Source organism: Micromonospora sp. NPDC049101, from assembly GCF_040648675.1.
Classification (GTDB): Bacteria; Actinomycetota; Actinomycetes; order Mycobacteriales; family Micromonosporaceae; genus Micromonospora.
In genome coordinates this window covers 81596-96981 of record NZ_JBEZED010000013.1, presented here as the reverse complement: position 1 = coordinate 96981, position 15386 = coordinate 81596, and the positions used below count along the sequence as shown (strand labels likewise).

Below are 15386 nucleotides of genomic sequence, written 5' to 3'. Positions count from 1 at the left end.
CGGGACACCTCCTTCATCGGGCCGGCTCCACCGAGAGCTGGTGGTGGAACAGTCGCAACGGGTCCCACTGACTCTTGACCCGCCGCAACCGCTTGTAGTTCTCCCCGTAGTACAGCTCCTGCCACGAGGTACCCGAGCTGTTCCACGCCGGATCGCGCAGGTCGACGTCCGGATAGTTGATGTACGCCCCTGCGGTGCTGCCGTCGCGTACCGGCACACCTCCGGTGCTGGCGTAGACGCCCCGGTAGAACTCGCGCAGGAAGCGGAGGTGGGTCGCATCCTCTGCCTCGTTGTCCCACTCGCTCACGTACAGCAGTATCAGCGCGGCGTCGCGGTGCGAACTCGCGGTGGCGGACCCGGTTACGGCGCTGACCTGACCACCGTAGGGAGCGATCAGCACCCCGCTGCCGGGATGCGTGTAGTCGGTGGAGACCAGCGCGCGGTGGATGGCCGCCGCCTGGGCCTCGGTGAACGCGCTCCGGTGCAGCGCCGACTTTCCCTTGATCCGGCGTCCGACCGGCCGGTCGGCGAAACCGGACCACTGGGTTCCGAGCAGCCAGGGCAGCCGGCGCCGGACGGTGCTCTGCATGGGCACGCCCACCCCGTCCCCGATCGCCTCCAGGAACTCGTCGAGCAGCCCGTCAGCGTCCGGAGCCTGCCCGGACACCTGGGTGTTGAGCACTACAGCGCCACCGGAGCGGTGGAACGTGATCAGATGGCTGTAGAGGTGGTTCTCCACCCGGCCCGGCCGGTTACGCGCCGCGTACCAGCGGCTGTAGTTGAGCAGCAGCCGGGTGAACGCCGCCCGGTCCATCGCCTCCCACGGCCAGATCACGGTGTTGACCAGCAGCTCGGCTGGTGGCCGGGGCAGCAGCCGGCGGGGATCCGAGGTGTCCGCGCCGGGTGAACGGAACCAGTACCGCGTCACCACGCCGAAGTTGCCGCCGCCACCGCCGGTGTGTGCCCACCACAACTCCCGGTTCGGGTCGTCGGCCTCGCGGGTGGCGAGCACCGCCCGTGCCGACCCGGACCGGTCGGCCACCACCACCTCGACCGCGTAGAGGTGATCGACGGTGAGCCCGAACAGGCGGCTGAGCGGACCGTAACCGCCGCCGGCGATGTGCCCACCGACGCCCACGCTCGGGCACGAGCCGGCCGGCAACGCCACGCCCCAACCGGTGAACAGCCGGCGGTTGACCTCCTCCAACCGGGCACCCGCGCCCACCACGAAGGCCCGCCGGGCCGGGTCGAAGCCGATCTGGTCGAGCCCCGCCAGGTCCACCAGGACCTCGACGGCGGGATCACTGACAAAGTTCTCGAAGCAGTGGCCGCCGCTGCGGACCGACAGGCGCCGTCCCGAACGCGCGGCCTGCTGGACCGCCCGTACGACGTCGGCGGTCGAGGTGGCCACCACCACCTGCCCGGGTCGGCCCACCCACCGCTGGTTGACACCGCGCACCAGGTCGGCGTACTGCGGGTCGCCGGGCCGTACGGTCAGTAGCGCGTCACCGGCCGCCGACCCCGGCCTGGCCGCCGGTGCGGGTGCGGCGCCGACGAGCGCCGCGGTCACCACACCACCCAGCACCGCCGAACCACCCAGCACTCCACGACGAGTCACTTCCATCTGAGTCACCTTTCTTCCGCGATCTGTCGCAACGCCGCCAGCAGGCGGTCACGTTCGTGCACGCCGTCGAGCCGGATCCGGCCATCGACGACGATCAGGGGGACGACGGCGGTCTCCCGCCGGGCTTGCCGGACCAGCTCCCGGACCTCGTCCACGCCGGCGCCGGCATCGAGGAAGCTGGCCACCCGCTGCGGCGCCATCCCCGCCCGACCGGCCCGTTCCACGAGCACCTCGGGGTCGGAGACGTCGACGGCATCGACGAAGTACCCCGCGAAGAGCAGTTCCTCGAGCCGCCCCTGGACCTCTTCGCCGTACTCCCGCCCGGCGAACCAGAGCAGTCGGTGCGCGGCCAGGGTGTTGACCGCGTAGCCGGACTCGTTCGCGAAGGCGATACCCATGCCGCGCCCGTACGCGGTGACCTCGCTGCTCATCCGGGTCGCCTTTGCCGCGCCGTACTTCCCGGCCAGCCAGGTGAGCATCGGCATCGGCGTGGCGGGATGTTCGCCGTCGATCTGGTACGGATGCCGCACGACCCGCACCGTGGGATCGCCGAACTCCCGCACAGCCGCATCGAGGTGCCGCTTGGTGACATAGCACCAGGGGCAGGAGACGTCGAGATAACTGTCGACTCTCACGGCCGTACTCCCCGGGCGGCGACCGGCACGTCGTAGGACGGCCGGTCGTTGACCGTGGCAACGTCGAACCCGCCCAGGCGGGCGTACCGCTGGGAGATCTCGGCCAACTCGGTGGCCGGGATCACGTCGTGCACGTCGACGAAGCCGTCCGGGGCCCGCTGAGCCGCCAGGCTGATGACGAGCTCCGGCCCGAGCTGCCGGTTGCGCTCCTGAAGGTCCGTGGTGACCGGTCGACGCAGGCGCTCGTACTCGCTCAGGGCGGTGACCGGGTCGGCGTGCAGCGCCAGGCAGTGCGCCAGCACTCGCGCGTCCACGATGGACTGGGTCGCACCGTTGGAACCCATCGGGTACATGGCGTGCGCGGCGTCGCCGAGCAACGTGACCGGCCCGAAGCTCCACCGGGGTAGTGGATCTCGGTCCACCATGGGATAGAGGAACGCCTCCCCGCCGGCCCGGACCAGCTCCGGCACGTCCAGCCAGTCGAAGCGGAGGTCGGCGAAGTCGGCCAGGAAGGAATCCGGTTCGACCACCCGGTTCCAGTCGGCACGGGCCGGTCTGTCCTGCTCGGCAGCGGGTCGGGCCAGCGCCCAGTTCATCAGGACCGGCTGCCCGGGGCCAGCCGCTCGGGACATCGGGTACACCACGGCCCGGCGGCGTTCGTCCCCCGCGATGATCATCGTCTTCCCGTTGAGGATGGGCGTCCGCCAGGCCGACCCCCGCCACACGAGCAGTCCGTTCCACGGCGGCTCGCCCTCGCCGGGGTAGAGCGCCGCGCGTACCGCCGAGTTGATGCCGTCCGCACCGACCATGACGTCAGCCTCGAACTCGCTGACGCCGCCAGGGCCGGGCTGCCCCACCACGGTCCGCACCGAACCGTCTGGCCGGATGTCGAAGTCCCGTACCCGCGCGTCGGTGACGACCGTCGCGTCACCGAGCCGTCGACGTACCTCCTCGAGCAACACCATCTGCAACCGACCCCGGTGGATCGACAGCTGCGGCCAGCGGTAGCCGGCGGATCGCCCGCGCGGCTCGTTCCAGATCAACGAACCGAACCGGTTGTAGTAGGACAGTTCCCCGGTGCAGACCGCGACCGCCGTCAGGTCGTCCAACAAACCCAGCTCGGCGAGTTCGCGCACCGCGTTGGGCAGGATGTTCAGACCGACCCCGAGAGGTCGGATCTCCGGGGCCGCCTCGAGCACCCGGACGTCACGGATCCCCGCCGCGTGCAGGCTCAGCGCCAGGGTGAGCCCGCCAATGCCGGCACCGGCGACCAGGACCCTCACAGGGCCACCCCGCCCTGCCAGCGCTGCCGGGGAATCGTGCCCTCCGGTCGAACCCTGTGCGACTCGGTCGGCGGGTCGGACCGCCGGGCCTGGACCAGGCCGGCGTTCTGCCGGGTCAGATCAATGATCTGCCGGAGCAGTTCGACGCTGGCGCCGCCGCTGCCGACCGGATAGAGCCGCAGGTCGGCCTGGTAGGCCTGACGGGCGATGCCGAGGTGGCGACCCCGGAACACCACCACCGTACGCAACACCCGGGCCAGCGCCTCCGCGCCGCGGCGTAGCACCAGGGACTCGTTGCCGGTCGCCGCGCCGTCGACCCCGCCGAAGGCGTCGACGAGGCGACTCACCACCGACCTCCGCTCGGTCCACCGGGTGTAGTAGCTCCGCCAGCGCGGCAGGCTGAAGGGGACCGAGTGGCGGATGAACTCGCTGTAATCGGGCTCGCTGCGGTCCGCCGCCCAGATGACCTGGTCGACGAGCCAGAGTGGCACCTGCGCGGCGGCCGGGCCGAGCAGTTCCCGGCCCGAGACGATGATCTCCTCGAAGTACGGGCGGAGCACCCGGGCGAAGAAGACCGGGCTGACGTGTCGCAGCACGAGGTCGATCGAGTCCACCATCGCCGTAAGCCGGAGGTTCAACTCGTCCAGCAGCGGCGCGAACTCCGGGTCCGTCGGCGCGGTGTCGGCCAGGACGTCGCAGGTGTTGAGGCCGGTACGCAGACTGGGAAAGACCATCCGCACCGACTCCTGGAGGAACCCCTCCTGCGGGTCGCCGGTGTACATCCGCTGGCGGTGCCCCAGCGGGTTCCAGGTGGTGTAGTGGTGCACGGTGTCGCGGGGCACCATGTCGGTGCGCCGGCCCAGTTCCTCCAGCACCGCTGTGGCTTCCGGCACGACCGACAGCGGCTCGACGCCGTGCCGCTTGAGGGAGCCCAGGAACATGCCGAGGTCGCGCATCGCCGCGAGGCACTCGTCCACCGAGTATGTGGCGACCTCGTCCAGGCCGGGTATCAGGGCGCGCAGGGCACCGGCTATCGCTGGCACGTCGGCCTGCGCGTTCATGGCGCGGAGGCGGAAGCAGGCCGGGTCGGCGTTGAGGGGGTCGAGGAGCCGGACGTTCTCGATCCGGGCCAGGCTGGACAGGTCTGTGATCGTTGCGTTTGGCATTGCTCACTTCCTGGTGCGAGAGGGGACGGTGAGTGGGTGGTGGCGGGAGGGCGCGCGTCATGGCGGCACGACGTGCGCGCAGGTAGCGGGAAGACGACGAGGTGGTCCGGGTGCGGCGGTGACGGCAGCGCTGCCGCCGATCAGGTGCCGACCGCGGTTCTTGGGCTCGGCGGCCCCACCCAGTCCAGCCAGTGCCGGGTGGTCTGCCAGGGCCGGAGCGGCAACGGCACCAGCCGGCCCGATGGCCCGATGTCGTGCGGGGTCAGCACGGTCTCCGGCGGTTCGCCCGACAGCACCGCGCGAAGTTCCCGGATCATGTCGTCGTGGGAACTGCCACGCACGACCACCCGGTGCGGGTAGCGCCGCCGCCGGACGTTGGTGCTGTAGCAGATGTCTCGCAGGTCGAGCGCCGCGCCCGCGCCGTCGGGCGCCAGGAAAGCCAGATAGCTGTGGATCAGCTCGGTCAGCCCGGCCGGTGAGCGGGCGGTGAGCACCAGCGGATAGTGGTCCCGGCCCGCCTCGGGCACTCCGGACGACCGGCCGGTCCCGGCTCCACCCGGGTCCGGGACCACCGACGCCTGGGCGAGCACCAGGTGGACGTTGGTGCCGGGCATGCTCTGCCCGTTGACGGCCACGATCGCCGGTCGACCACGGTCGGGCAGCGGGGTCGCGACGTCGGGCACGACCAGCGGTACCCGAGCCCAGTCGACGTCCGCCCGGGGGCGGGCGCAGTGCAGGCTGGGTGGTACGAGCTGGTGCTCCAGGCAGAGCACCGCCTTGACGAGGCCAGTCAGGGCGGCGGCGGCCTCGGTGTGGCCGAGGTTCGTCTTGACGGACCCCACCAGGCAAGGCCGTCCGGCGGGCCGCCCCTCGGCGAGCACCTCGGTCATCGCGGCGAGTTCGGCCGCGTCGATGCGGGTCCCGGTCCCGTGCGCCTCGACGTAGTCGACATCCCCCGGGGAGACGCCGGCGGTGGCGTACGCCGACCTCATGGCCATGGCCTGACCGGTCACCGAGGGCGCGGTCAGCTCGGGCTTGGCACGACCGTCGTTGCTCACCGCGCTGCCCAGCAGCACGGCGCGTACCCGATCACCGTCGGCGAGGGCGGCGGACAGCGGCTTGAGGACCACCACCACGACACCGTCGCTACGGACGAACCCGTCCGCGGATCGGTCGCCGAACTTGCACCGCCCGTCGGCAGCCAGCACCCCCGCCTGCCCGAACAGCACCGCTGGCGTGGGCGCCAGCACCAGGTTGATCCCGGCGACGACAGCCATCGTGCTCTCGCCCGACCGTAGGCTCTGCGCCGCCAGGTGGACCGCCGCACCCGAGGACGCCTGGGCGGCGTCGACGGTCACACTGGGTCCGCGCAGGTCAAAGGTGTACGAGAGCCGGCCGGCCGCCATGCCGCGCTGCTGGCCGCCGAGGGCGGAGAGCAACCCGAGGCGGTCCGGTCGCGAGCTCTGGAGATCCCAGTAGTCAGCCTGGCTCTGGCCCACGAACACCGCCGTCCGGCTGCCCGCGAGGTGTTCGGGCAGTTGTCCGGCGTCCTCCAGCGCCTCCCACGCGGTCATCAGCAACAGCCGTTGCTGCGGGTCAAGGCTGGCGGCCGCGTCGTCGTCGATGCCGAAGAACTCGGCGTCGAACTCGGCGACGCCGTCCACGAAGCCACCCCAGCGACTGGTCGTCATGCCTGGGGGCGGGGGAAACGGTGCGACGTAGTCGTCGACCGAGAACCGGTCCGGCGGGACCTCCGTGATCAGGTCCCGACCGTCAACCAGGTGTTGCCAGAGCTGCGCCGGGCCGTGCGCGCCGGGGAGGCGGCACCCTGCGCCGATCACCGCGATCGGCTCCCCCGCCTGTCGTCGTGCTGACCACATGTGTCGAGCTCCTTGCCGCGAAGGTCGTGCGGTGGACCCGCCGCGCCGTTGCGAGCGGTGGCCGTCACCCCCGGAGCCCGGCCGGCCGACTGCTGTGTCGGCTGGCCAGGTTGCCCGGGGGTGACCGCCCTCAGGGAAGTTCCACCTGCTCCTCTTAGGCGAACTGCTGCCACGGCCGCGCCGCGACCCATTCGGCGATCGGCGTCGGCGTCACGTTCAGAACCTTCGGCAGCGTCGCCGGGTCCAGGTCGAACAGGTCACGACCGGCATCCTGACCAACCCAGCGGTAGATGCCGGCGACGCCGGTGGCCGCCTCGGCGCCCAACGCGAAGGCCAGCCCTTCCTGGAAGGCGTCGACCTCCAGCGGCAGGTAGTTGATCTGTCGGCCGAGCGCGGTGGAGAAGATCGCGGCCAGTTCGGGGCCGGTCACGACGTCGCCGCCGCCGAACTGCACAGACCTGCCGACCAGGTCCGGACGGTCCAGTGCCGCCACCATCGCCGCCGCCAGGTCGTCGTGGGACAGCCAGGCCACCCGCCGGTCCGCGGGCAAGGGGTACGCCAGCACGTTCTGGTTGGCCAACGCCCCACCCACCCCGGGGTTGAAGAGGTTTTCCAGGTACACCGGGGGGCACAGCACGACCGTAGGCACGCCGCTGTCCACCAGGATCTCCGCGGTGATCCGTCGGGTCTCGTACGCCGGGTACGGCGTCGTGTCGTTCGGGATGCAGGTGTTGGTGTTGTAAACGAGCTGCTGCACGCCGGCCTGCCGGGCGGCGTCCGCGATGTTGCGGGCGTAGTCGGCGACCGTCGGTGTGTCGTACACCAGGGGCAGGGTCACCGCGGCGTGGGTGACGCCCGCGAACGCCTCGCGCACGGCGGCCGGGTCGGCCAGGTCGCCGGCGACCAGGCTGACCCCCGAGCCGGCCGGCTCGGCGCCGCGACGAGCGAAACCGCGCACCGGATGGCCCCGTTCGGCGAGGGTCCGGACGACCGCGCCACCCTGGCCACCGGTCGCGCCGAACACCAGATACTGCCTGCCCTGCTCTGTCATTGCTCAGTTCCTTCGCGTGCGTGGGAGGAGCGCCCCGCCCCGGGGGCACGGCGCTTGGTGCAGGACCCGTCGTGCCAGGTCCTCGTTTCCGGCCGGGACCGCTCGGGTCACGACCGGGTGCGCGGACCGCGGGCGTTCCGGGTCCGCTCGGCCGGTGGAGTCCGAATGGTGCCGGGCTCCGCCGCATCCGGCACGGGATCGGCCGCCGGCCTACCGTCCGGAGACCGTCGCCGAGCCGACGGGCGCCGGCCGGGCCCGACGTAGCCGGACGGCCGCCGCGGCCGCGATCAGTGAGACCACCGCGCCCACCAGGAACGCTGCCTGGAAGCCGGCGGTGGTTGCCGCCGCGTCCAGGCGGGCCGGGTTGTCACCGGTCACCTGGCTGGTCCGGGCGGCGGCCACACCGGCCATGACCGCAAGACCGACGACCGCACCGATCTGCTGACTCGTGTTGATCAGCCCGGAGGCGAGCCCGACCTCGTTGTCGGTCGCCTCCGCGGTCGCCGCGACATTCGTCGTCACACTCACCAGTGGCAACCCGATGCCGATGAGGACGGTCGGCCCGAGTACCTCGGAGACGAAGTCCCCCTCGGCGGAGAGCCGGGACAGCCAGAGCATCCCCACACCGACCAGGACGAAGCCAACCGTCATCACGACCTCGAGGCCGAGCCGGGCGATCAGCCGCTCGGCCATCGCGGCCACCACGATCACCACCAGCGACATCGGCAACAGACCGAGCCCGCCACCCAGGGGCGAGTAGCCGAGCACGTCCTGGAGATAGATGCTGACGAAGAAGAACGTCGGGAACAGCACGAGCTGTGCCAGCCCGCCGAGGATGTTCGCGGTGCGGAGTCGACGCCGCCGGAAGATGCCCAACGGCACCAACGGGTGGCTGCTGCGCCGCTCGATGAACACGAACGCCACCAGGCACAGCGCCGCCACACCGGCCGCGCCGACGGTTCGACCGGCGAGCCAACCGATGTCTCCGGTGGACACCAACGCGTACGCCAGCAGCCCCAGGCCGGCGGTGACGGTCACGGCGCCGATCGCGTCGAAGGCCCGGCGGTCTGCGGATTCGCGTACCTTGGGCACCACCCGGAGGGCGACGACGGCAAGCACGGCACCGGCGACGACGTTCATGAGGAACGTCGAGCGCCAGCCGAACGAGTCGGTCAGCAACCCACCGAGGACCGTGCCGACGGCACCTCCGGCACCCGCCATCGCGGCGAAGATGCCGAGGGCCCGATGCCGTTCCGGACCCTCCGGGAAGATGCTCAGCACCAGCGCCAGCGCGGCGGCGGCGGCCAGCGCGGCGGCCAGACCCTGAATCGCCCGACCGGCGATCAGCCAGCCGGCCGAGTTCGCGACCGTGCCCACCGCCGAGCCGAGGACGAGGACGACCAGACCGATCACGAAGACCCGGCGGCGGCCGATATGGTCGGCGCTGCGTCCGCCGAGGAGCAGGAGCCCGCCGAAGGTGATCAGGTAGGCGTTGGCCACCCAGGAGAGCCCGGTGGGCGAAATGTGCAGGTCCTCGCCGATCGAGGGCACCGCCACGTTGATGATCGCGGTGTCGAGGATCAGGAGGAACTGGGTGCAGGCCAGCACCGCCAGCGCCCGCCACCGGTGGGGTGCCCCGGAGGCCTCGGTGGCGGTGGCACCGGGCGGGGAGAAGTCCGGACTGGTCATGAGGCGCCGTACATCGAGTTGTCCAGTTCGTAGCCGTCCAGGCAGGACTGGGTGAGCCGTTCGCACAGGTCCGGGCGGCCGTCGCGCACCACCGCCGGCAGGTAGACGTGCGGGGCACCGTGGTAAAAACGCTCGTACTGCTCGTGCCGAGAGGCGAACTCCGAGCCCAGCGCGTCCCAGGCGAGCTTGAGCAGCTTGATCCGCGCCTTTGCCGAGTGGCCGGGTGAGCGCACGTACTTGGCGAGCACCGGCCCCAGCTCGGGGTGCAGCAGGTCGTAGCCGGAGGCGGGGAGCTGGATCAGGCCGCCGCCGGCAAGCAGCTTGACCTCGGCCACCGCCTTCGGGTAGATGTCACCGGCCATCGCTCGATGCGCGGATGCAATCTCCGGGTTGATCATGACGCCCTCGCCGCCCTGGACGGGGACGAACTCCGTCTCGGCCGCGATCAACATCGAACGCGCGATGTTCACCCAGGTCATCAGGCGGCCGATCTGCATCTGCACCGGGGGCAGACCGTAGGTGTTGTTCGCCTTGGCGATGAGGATCGCCAGGCCGGTGAGGAACTCCAGCTTGGTCCAGAAGCGGGTGGCCGACTGGTGGACGAAGTTGTTGTACGCCGGCGTCGCCCACCACTGGCCCAGGCTGGCGTCCACGTCGCGATAGACCAGCACCCGCTCCCACGGCACGAAGACGTCGTCGCAGACGAGCAGCGAGTCGTTCTCGTCGAACCGGGAGGAGAGCGGGTTGTCGAAGACGCTCCGGGCACCGGCCTCGTACGAGGCGCGCGAGACGAACTTCAGCCCCGAGGTGTCGAGGGGGAGGGAGAAGCTCAGCGCGTACTCCACGTCCTGCGGGGCCAAGGGCTCGATCGTGCCCACCACCACCTCGTCGCCGAAGGCGGCGGCTGTGCCGATCATCTTCGCGCCGCGTACCACGATGCCGCCGTCGGTTTCCCTCACCACACGCAGGTAGAGATCGTCTTCCTCCTGCTCGGACGCGGACCTGGTTCGGTCGATCTGCGGGTTGGTGATGGTGAACGCCTGGTAGAGATCACCAGTAGACATCCGCCGATGGTGGGCGGCGACATTGTCCCGACCGTCGAACCCGCTGCCCGCGAAGACCTCCGGCAGGGCGGCGAACCCGGCGAGGCCGGACGCCATGTAGTCGGGCGAACGACCGAGGAATCCGAAGGTCGCCTCGGACCAGATCTTGTGTGCCTTGCGCCGAGCGACCAGATCCTCGTAGTCGCGGGCGATGTGGAACGCCCGGTGGATGCGGTCGCCCGACGGGGACTCGACAGTCAACACCGGGGCGAACTCGGCCTGGTGTGTCAGGTCGTAGAGGTGGGCGATGGACCGAGCGGTGTTGCGGAACGCGCGGTGTCGGGTCAGGTCCTTGACCGGTTCGCCGTCCAGCCAGATCTCTCGGCCGTCGCGCAACGCATCGAGATACTGCTCACCGGTTCGCGTCATGTCTCAATCTCCTCGATCACGGGGTTAGGCAGGTGGTTGGTGGTGGGTGGACCTGTCAGGTGTCCGGAACACTCAGGACCCGGCCGGCTGCTGGGCGGGGCGAGCGGAGTGCGGTCGGCGTCGGACCGAGTAGGAGGAGGCCGCGTTGGCCGCCGCCACGTCGAAGCCGCCCAACTCCGCATAGCGTCGAGAGATCTCAGCCAGCTCCCGGTCGAGGTCGCGCGCCGACGGACCGGGACGGATGACCGATCTGGCCCGGTCCGCCATGGCGACCACCACCTCCGGGCCCAGGGCCCGGTTGCAGTTCTGGAGCAGCGTCATCCGCTCACGCCGGTCCCGTTCGTAGGCCACGAAGGCGGTGCTGATGTCCGGTTCGACGGCCACGGCGCTGGCCAGGGCACGAGCGTCGATGATCGCCTGGGTGGTGCCGTTGGACCCCATCGGGCACATAGCGTGGGCGGCGTCACCGACGAGCGTCACCGGTCCGAAGGTCCAGCGGGGCAGCGGATCGCGATCGACCATGGCCTGTTCGAAGGGGGCGGCGGCGGCGATGAGGGCACCGACATCGAGCGAGTCGAAGACCCAGCCGTCGAGCGCGGCCAGCAGCTTCGCAGGATCCACCACCCGGTCCCACCCCGCCCGGTCGACCACCTCACCCGGCACGAAGGTGCGGGAGACCGCCCAGTTGGTGTCGACCAGGCCGGCGGCGTCCGGGAGTGGCGCAATCGGATAGGCGACCACCTTCCACGTGCTGTCGCCTCCGACGAACATCGACCGACCGTCGGCGAACGGCGGAATCTTGGTGATGCCGCGCCACACCACCTGCCGCTGCCACACCGGCGGTCCCTCGTCGGGGAAGAGCACCCGGCGGACGCCGGACCGGATGCCATCCGCTCCGATCAGGGCGTCGACCTCGGTGGTGGTGCTGGTGTCGCCGGTGCGATGGGCGAGGGTGACCCGCACCCGACCGGTGGGCAGCCGACAGAAGTCGGTGACCCGCGCGTCAGCGCGTACACACCCCCGGCCGAGTCGTTCCTCGGCGGCGGCGAGCAACACCATCTGCAGGTGCCCCCGGTGCACGGAGAGCTGCGGCCATCGGTGACCGGCCGCGCGGCCCCGCGGCTCACGCCAGATCACGTCACCGTGCCGGCTGAAGTAGACCAGCTCGGTGGTCGGGACGGCGGCCGCGCCCACCGCCGCGTCGAGGCCGAGGTCCGCGAGTTCCCTGACGGCGTTGGGCAGGAGGTTGATCCCGGCACCGAGGGGCCGGATCTCCGGGGCCGCGTCGACCAGCCGGATCTCGTCGAGACCGGCCGCGTGCAGGCTCAGGGCCGTGGTCAAGCCGGCGATGCCCGCCCCGGCGATGAGTATCCGCATCGACGCTCCCTCCCTGCTCGTTCCATGCCGGATCGCCGGCCGGCGATGCGTCCATCAACGCGGGTGACACCGACCGCCGTGGTCAACGGCGGGAGCGGAGTGCAGCCCGCGAAGTTCGACGCGACACCAGGAAGGCCCCCGTGCATGAAGCTCGTCTTGCGATACGCAACCACGTATACCGATCGTCTCGACCGAACGACCTGCTTCCCCCGGAAGTTTCACGGAAGAGTTAGCTACGATCAATTAAGAACCCTCCGCTCTGATTTAAGGATCGTCCATGAATGACCTTGACGTACTGGCTGAGCTGCTCAAACCGATACGTCTGATCAGCGTTTTCCACAGCCGCTGGGTCGTGCGGGGACCATGGAATGTCCAGGGTGACGACGATCGCTGCGCGGTGCTTCACTACGTCCTACGAAACAGTTGTTACGTCAAGCTTAGGGACCGACCACCCATTCTGCTGCGCCGGGGCGACCTGGCGATCTTTCCCTACGGCACAGCGCACACATTGGGCGACGGATCACCGGGACCGACTCACCCGTTACGCCAGTTGCTCCCCGAGCGCCGCCTCGGCGAGTCGGCGATTGTACGGATTGGCGAGGAGGGTGCTCTCACCGAGTTGATGTGTGCCAGCCTCAACTACGACCCCGGCGGCGAACCCCCGCTGTACCGGTCGCTCCCGCCGGTCTTCGTGCTGGGCAAACCCGAGCTCGACGAGGAGCCACTCCTGCTCCGAACGTTGGAGTCGCTGGTTCCAGAGACCGAGCGGCGCGAGCCGGGCAGCCCGCTGGTGACTCTGCGAGCTTTTGAGATGGTATTCGTGCTCGCCCTCCGCGTGGCACTGCAGAATCTGACAGTCGACTCGCCGGCCCTGCGCGCACTGGCCCATTCCGGCGTAAGCCGTGCCCTATCCGCCATTTACGGCGAGTTCCGGCAGCCGTGGACGCTGGACCTGCTGGCACAGCGCGCCGGCATGTCGAGGTCGAGTTTCGCCAAGACGTTTAGGGATCTCGTCGGTGAGGGACCGGCGCTACATCTCACCCGACGCCGGATGCAGGAGGCGGTGCAACTGCTGGCGTACACCAAAACCCCACTCAGTTCAATACCCGAGATGGTGGGATACCGGAGTTCGGTAGGATTCCATCTCGCCTTTCGGAAGATTTTGAATGACACACCGGGCCGGTACCGGGCACACCACGGATTGGCCGGCGGCCCGCCGTGCAACGATGATTCGTGAGGCACCGGGGCCCCCGGGGCCTGTCGCGGACGGGCGACGGTCACACCCTGGGCCACGGGGGCGCGAGCGCCCGCGCCCGCGTCCGCGAACAGCCGGGCCCTCCGGCCGGCCCGCCCGTCGGTGAGAGCACCAACCACCCAGGCACACGAAAGGCCCCGACCCAGCGCATCCCACCGGGTCGGGGCCTTGATCGTTGGTGCGCCGCCAGGGACTCGAACCCCGAACCCGCGGATTAAGAGTCCGCTGCTCTGCCAGTTGAGCTAGCGGCGCTCGCCGGCAACGGGATGAGACGTTAACACCGCCGCGGACGGGCGTTTCCATGACCCCACGTCCGCCGGCCGGCCGGCCCCGCGACCTTCGGCCGACACAGGACGGGCACCGAAATTTTCGGCGAACCAGAACGGGCCAGGCTTGCAGACCAGAGGCCGACTTCCTGGCTGCTCATCGCCCATTGACATTGACAGACATCTATGTAGTACTTACAGTCACCAAATATATACCGAAAGTTTACCGGAAATGCCTGGTGATCAGGAGGAACCCTAGTGCTGTGACCACTAACGTTCACCGGGTTGTCGGTGGTGTTGTGGTTCCTCGCCCAGCCGTTGTCGAAGCGAGCGACTCCCCACCGGTGGTGGGGCGGGCCTCAGCCGGCCAACCGACCCTGACACCGCTGGTGGGCGGCGTGGGTCACGCCGGGACAGCCCGGCACCGGGAAGGTGTCGGCCTGCTCGACGGTGCGTGATGACCGCACCCGTGTCGGGTGCGGTGGTGGTGACGCCGCCCGGGGTCCGGGTGGCGATGGTGAACGCCGCGGCAACATCACGATGCCCGACGAACCCGCAACTGCTGCACACCATGGTCCGCCCGCGGGGCTTGACCACTCTGCGCCGGCACACCGGGCAGATCGACGACGTACCCCGCTCATCGACCAGATGCACGGTGATCCCGGCCAGCTCCGCCTTGTCCTTCAGGACCGCGATCGCCCGGCCGAGTTGCCACTGCCGCAACCGCAGGTTGTGCCGCCGACCCGCCGGCAGATCGAGGACACCACGCGGGTCACCGACGGTCAGCGTCCCGACCCGGTGCTGCACTGCCCAGCCGATCACGGTCTTCGCGGCCTCGTGCCCGGCCTGCCGTACCCGACGCCGATGCCGCCCCTGCATCAGCCGAGCCCGCCGGCGGGTCTTGCGCCACCGCCGCGAACCCCGCTGGCCCCTCTTCGGCGCACGGGCCGCGGTCGCCCGGCGGCGGCCTTTCGTGTCGGCCAGGTGCTGACGGTGCTCGGCGCGGATCGCCCGCCCGGACACCAGCAACATCTGCCCATCACCGGCTGCCACCGCGTACGGGTGAATGATGCCCAGGTCGACCCCTGCGACCCGCCCCCGCTCCGGCTCCTGACCCGCAGAGTAGGTCGCGACCGGAAGCTCCGCGGTGACCTCGACCCACAACCGCCCCTGATCGAACACCAGCGTCACTGACCGCACCGCATCATCAGGGTAGGGAACCGCCCGGTCCAGGCGCACCACCAGCGGCGGGCTCCCGGCCGAGGTCGGCAACCGCAGCCGCCGCTCACTCAGACCGAACGTGCCGTGATACCAACGGACCGGCATCAACGACCGTCGCCGCCGCGGATACCGCACCTCACCATGCCCCGCCCTACGGCGGGCGGCAGCGCTGAACCACGCATCAGAATAGCGACGCAACACCGACCGGGCGCCGGTCGAGTCGAGCTCACCGAACGTGCCCGGACCAGACGCAGCGAGCAGTCGACACAACTCCTGATAGCTCGCGACCGGCCGATCTTGACGACGATGCCGCCAGCTGTTGTATTCCAATACACACGCCCAAAGATCCCCGGCCGCGCGGAGCAGGCCGAAGCAGCGTTGCCGCTGCGCCCGGGTCAGACGCAGGCCGACCCGGGCGGTGCGATGCACCACCCGCGGCGCCACCGAATCCCTACGTCTGGGCATAT

The 15386-nt window shown here is 70.2% G+C and carries 11 protein-coding genes and 1 tRNA gene; 1 reads left to right on the top strand and 11 read right to left on the bottom strand.

What is annotated here, in order from left to right:
- Nucleotides 1–13: 13 nt before the first annotated feature.
- From AB0B57_RS19485 to AB0B57_RS19445, 9 genes are all read right to left on the bottom strand, one after another.
- Nucleotides 14–1624: an FAD-binding oxidoreductase gene (locus AB0B57_RS19485; RefSeq protein ID WP_357071255.1), complete on the bottom strand. Its 1611-nt coding sequence runs from the start codon at nt 1622–1624 to the stop codon at nt 14–16.
- A gap of 5 nt (nt 1625–1629) precedes the next feature.
- Nucleotides 1630–2259 (bottom strand): DsbA family oxidoreductase, encoded by a 630-nt coding sequence (locus AB0B57_RS19480; RefSeq protein WP_357071252.1) that lies wholly within the window; start codon nt 2257–2259, stop codon nt 1630–1632.
- Nucleotides 2256–3542, bottom strand: a complete 1287-nt coding sequence (locus tag AB0B57_RS19475; RefSeq protein ID WP_357071248.1) for a flavin-dependent oxidoreductase — start codon at nt 3540–3542, stop codon at nt 2256–2258. Before AB0B57_RS19475 ends, AB0B57_RS19480 begins: the two co-directional genes overlap by 4 nt.
- The gene (locus AB0B57_RS19470; RefSeq protein ID WP_357071245.1) at nt 3539–4708 is read right to left on the bottom strand and encodes a monodechloroaminopyrrolnitrin synthase PrnB family protein; all 1170 of its coding nucleotides are present in this window, start codon (nt 4706–4708) and stop codon (nt 3539–3541) included. The genes AB0B57_RS19475 and AB0B57_RS19470 overlap by 4 nt, the downstream gene beginning before the upstream one ends.
- Nucleotides 4709–4848: 140 nt before the next feature.
- A complete protein-coding gene (locus AB0B57_RS19465; RefSeq protein ID WP_357071242.1) occupies nt 4849–6588 on the bottom strand; it encodes a beta-ketoacyl synthase N-terminal-like domain-containing protein in 1740 nt (579 codons plus the stop codon).
- Nucleotides 6589–6742: 154 nt separating this feature from the next.
- A complete protein-coding gene (locus tag AB0B57_RS19460; RefSeq protein WP_357071239.1) occupies nt 6743–7639 on the bottom strand; it encodes an NmrA family NAD(P)-binding protein in 897 nt (298 codons plus the stop codon).
- Between the two features lie 210 nt (nt 7640–7849).
- A complete protein-coding gene (locus AB0B57_RS19455; RefSeq protein ID WP_357071236.1) occupies nt 7850–9328 on the bottom strand; it encodes an MFS transporter in 1479 nt (492 codons plus the stop codon).
- Complete coding sequence (locus AB0B57_RS19450; RefSeq protein WP_357071233.1) at nt 9325–10800, bottom strand: 4-hydroxyphenylacetate 3-hydroxylase N-terminal domain-containing protein; 1476 nt, start codon at nt 10798–10800, stop codon at nt 9325–9327. Before AB0B57_RS19450 ends, AB0B57_RS19455 begins: the two co-directional genes overlap by 4 nt.
- 72 nt (nt 10801–10872) lie before the next feature.
- Nucleotides 10873–12177, bottom strand: coding sequence for an FAD-dependent monooxygenase (locus AB0B57_RS19445; RefSeq protein WP_357071229.1), 1305 nt, complete (start codon nt 12175–12177; stop codon nt 10873–10875).
- Between the two features lie 277 nt (nt 12178–12454).
- Between AB0B57_RS19445 and AB0B57_RS19440 the strand changes: the two genes are divergently transcribed.
- Nucleotides 12455–13414: an AraC family transcriptional regulator gene (locus tag AB0B57_RS19440; protein WP_357071226.1), complete on the top strand. Its 960-nt coding sequence runs from the start codon at nt 12455–12457 to the stop codon at nt 13412–13414.
- A gap of 194 nt (nt 13415–13608) precedes the next feature.
- Here the strand turns inward: AB0B57_RS19440 and AB0B57_RS19435 are convergent.
- Together AB0B57_RS19435 and AB0B57_RS19430 are read right to left on the bottom strand one after the other, a co-directional pair.
- Nucleotides 13609–13684, bottom strand: a tRNA-Lys gene (locus tag AB0B57_RS19435).
- A gap of 284 nt (nt 13685–13968) precedes the next feature.
- Entirely contained in the window at nt 13969–15384 is a 1416-nt protein-coding gene (locus tag AB0B57_RS19430; protein ID WP_357071222.1) for a transposase, read from the bottom strand.
- Between the last annotated feature and the right edge of the window lie 2 nt (nt 15385–15386).

Excerpts from the sequence above, each read along its gene's own strand:
- AB0B57_RS19485 (WP_357071255.1), bottom strand. The coding sequence starts at position 1,624 with ATGGAAGTGACTCGTCGTGGAGTGCTGGGTGGTTCGGCGGTGCTGGGT.
- AB0B57_RS19470 (WP_357071245.1), bottom strand. The coding sequence starts at position 4,708 with ATGCCAAACGCAACGATCACAGACCTGTCCAGCCTGGCCCGGATCGAG.
- AB0B57_RS19465 (WP_357071242.1), bottom strand. The coding sequence starts at position 6,588 with ATGTGGTCAGCACGACGACAGGCGGGGGAGCCGATCGCGGTGATCGGC.
- AB0B57_RS19460 (WP_357071239.1), bottom strand. The coding sequence starts at position 7,639 with ATGACAGAGCAGGGCAGGCAGTATCTGGTGTTCGGCGCGACCGGTGGC.
- AB0B57_RS19455 (WP_357071236.1), bottom strand. The coding sequence starts at position 9,328 with ATGACCAGTCCGGACTTCTCCCCGCCCGGTGCCACCGCCACCGAGGCC.
- AB0B57_RS19450 (WP_357071233.1), bottom strand. The coding sequence starts at position 10,800 with ATGACGCGAACCGGTGAGCAGTATCTCGATGCGTTGCGCGACGGCCGA.
- AB0B57_RS19445 (WP_357071229.1), bottom strand. The coding sequence starts at position 12,177 with ATGCGGATACTCATCGCCGGGGCGGGCATCGCCGGCTTGACCACGGCC.
- AB0B57_RS19440 (WP_357071226.1), top strand. The coding sequence starts at position 12,455 with ATGAATGACCTTGACGTACTGGCTGAGCTGCTCAAACCGATACGTCTG.
- AB0B57_RS19430 (WP_357071222.1), bottom strand. The coding sequence starts at position 15,384 with ATGCCCAGACGTAGGGATTCGGTGGCGCCGCGGGTGGTGCATCGCACC.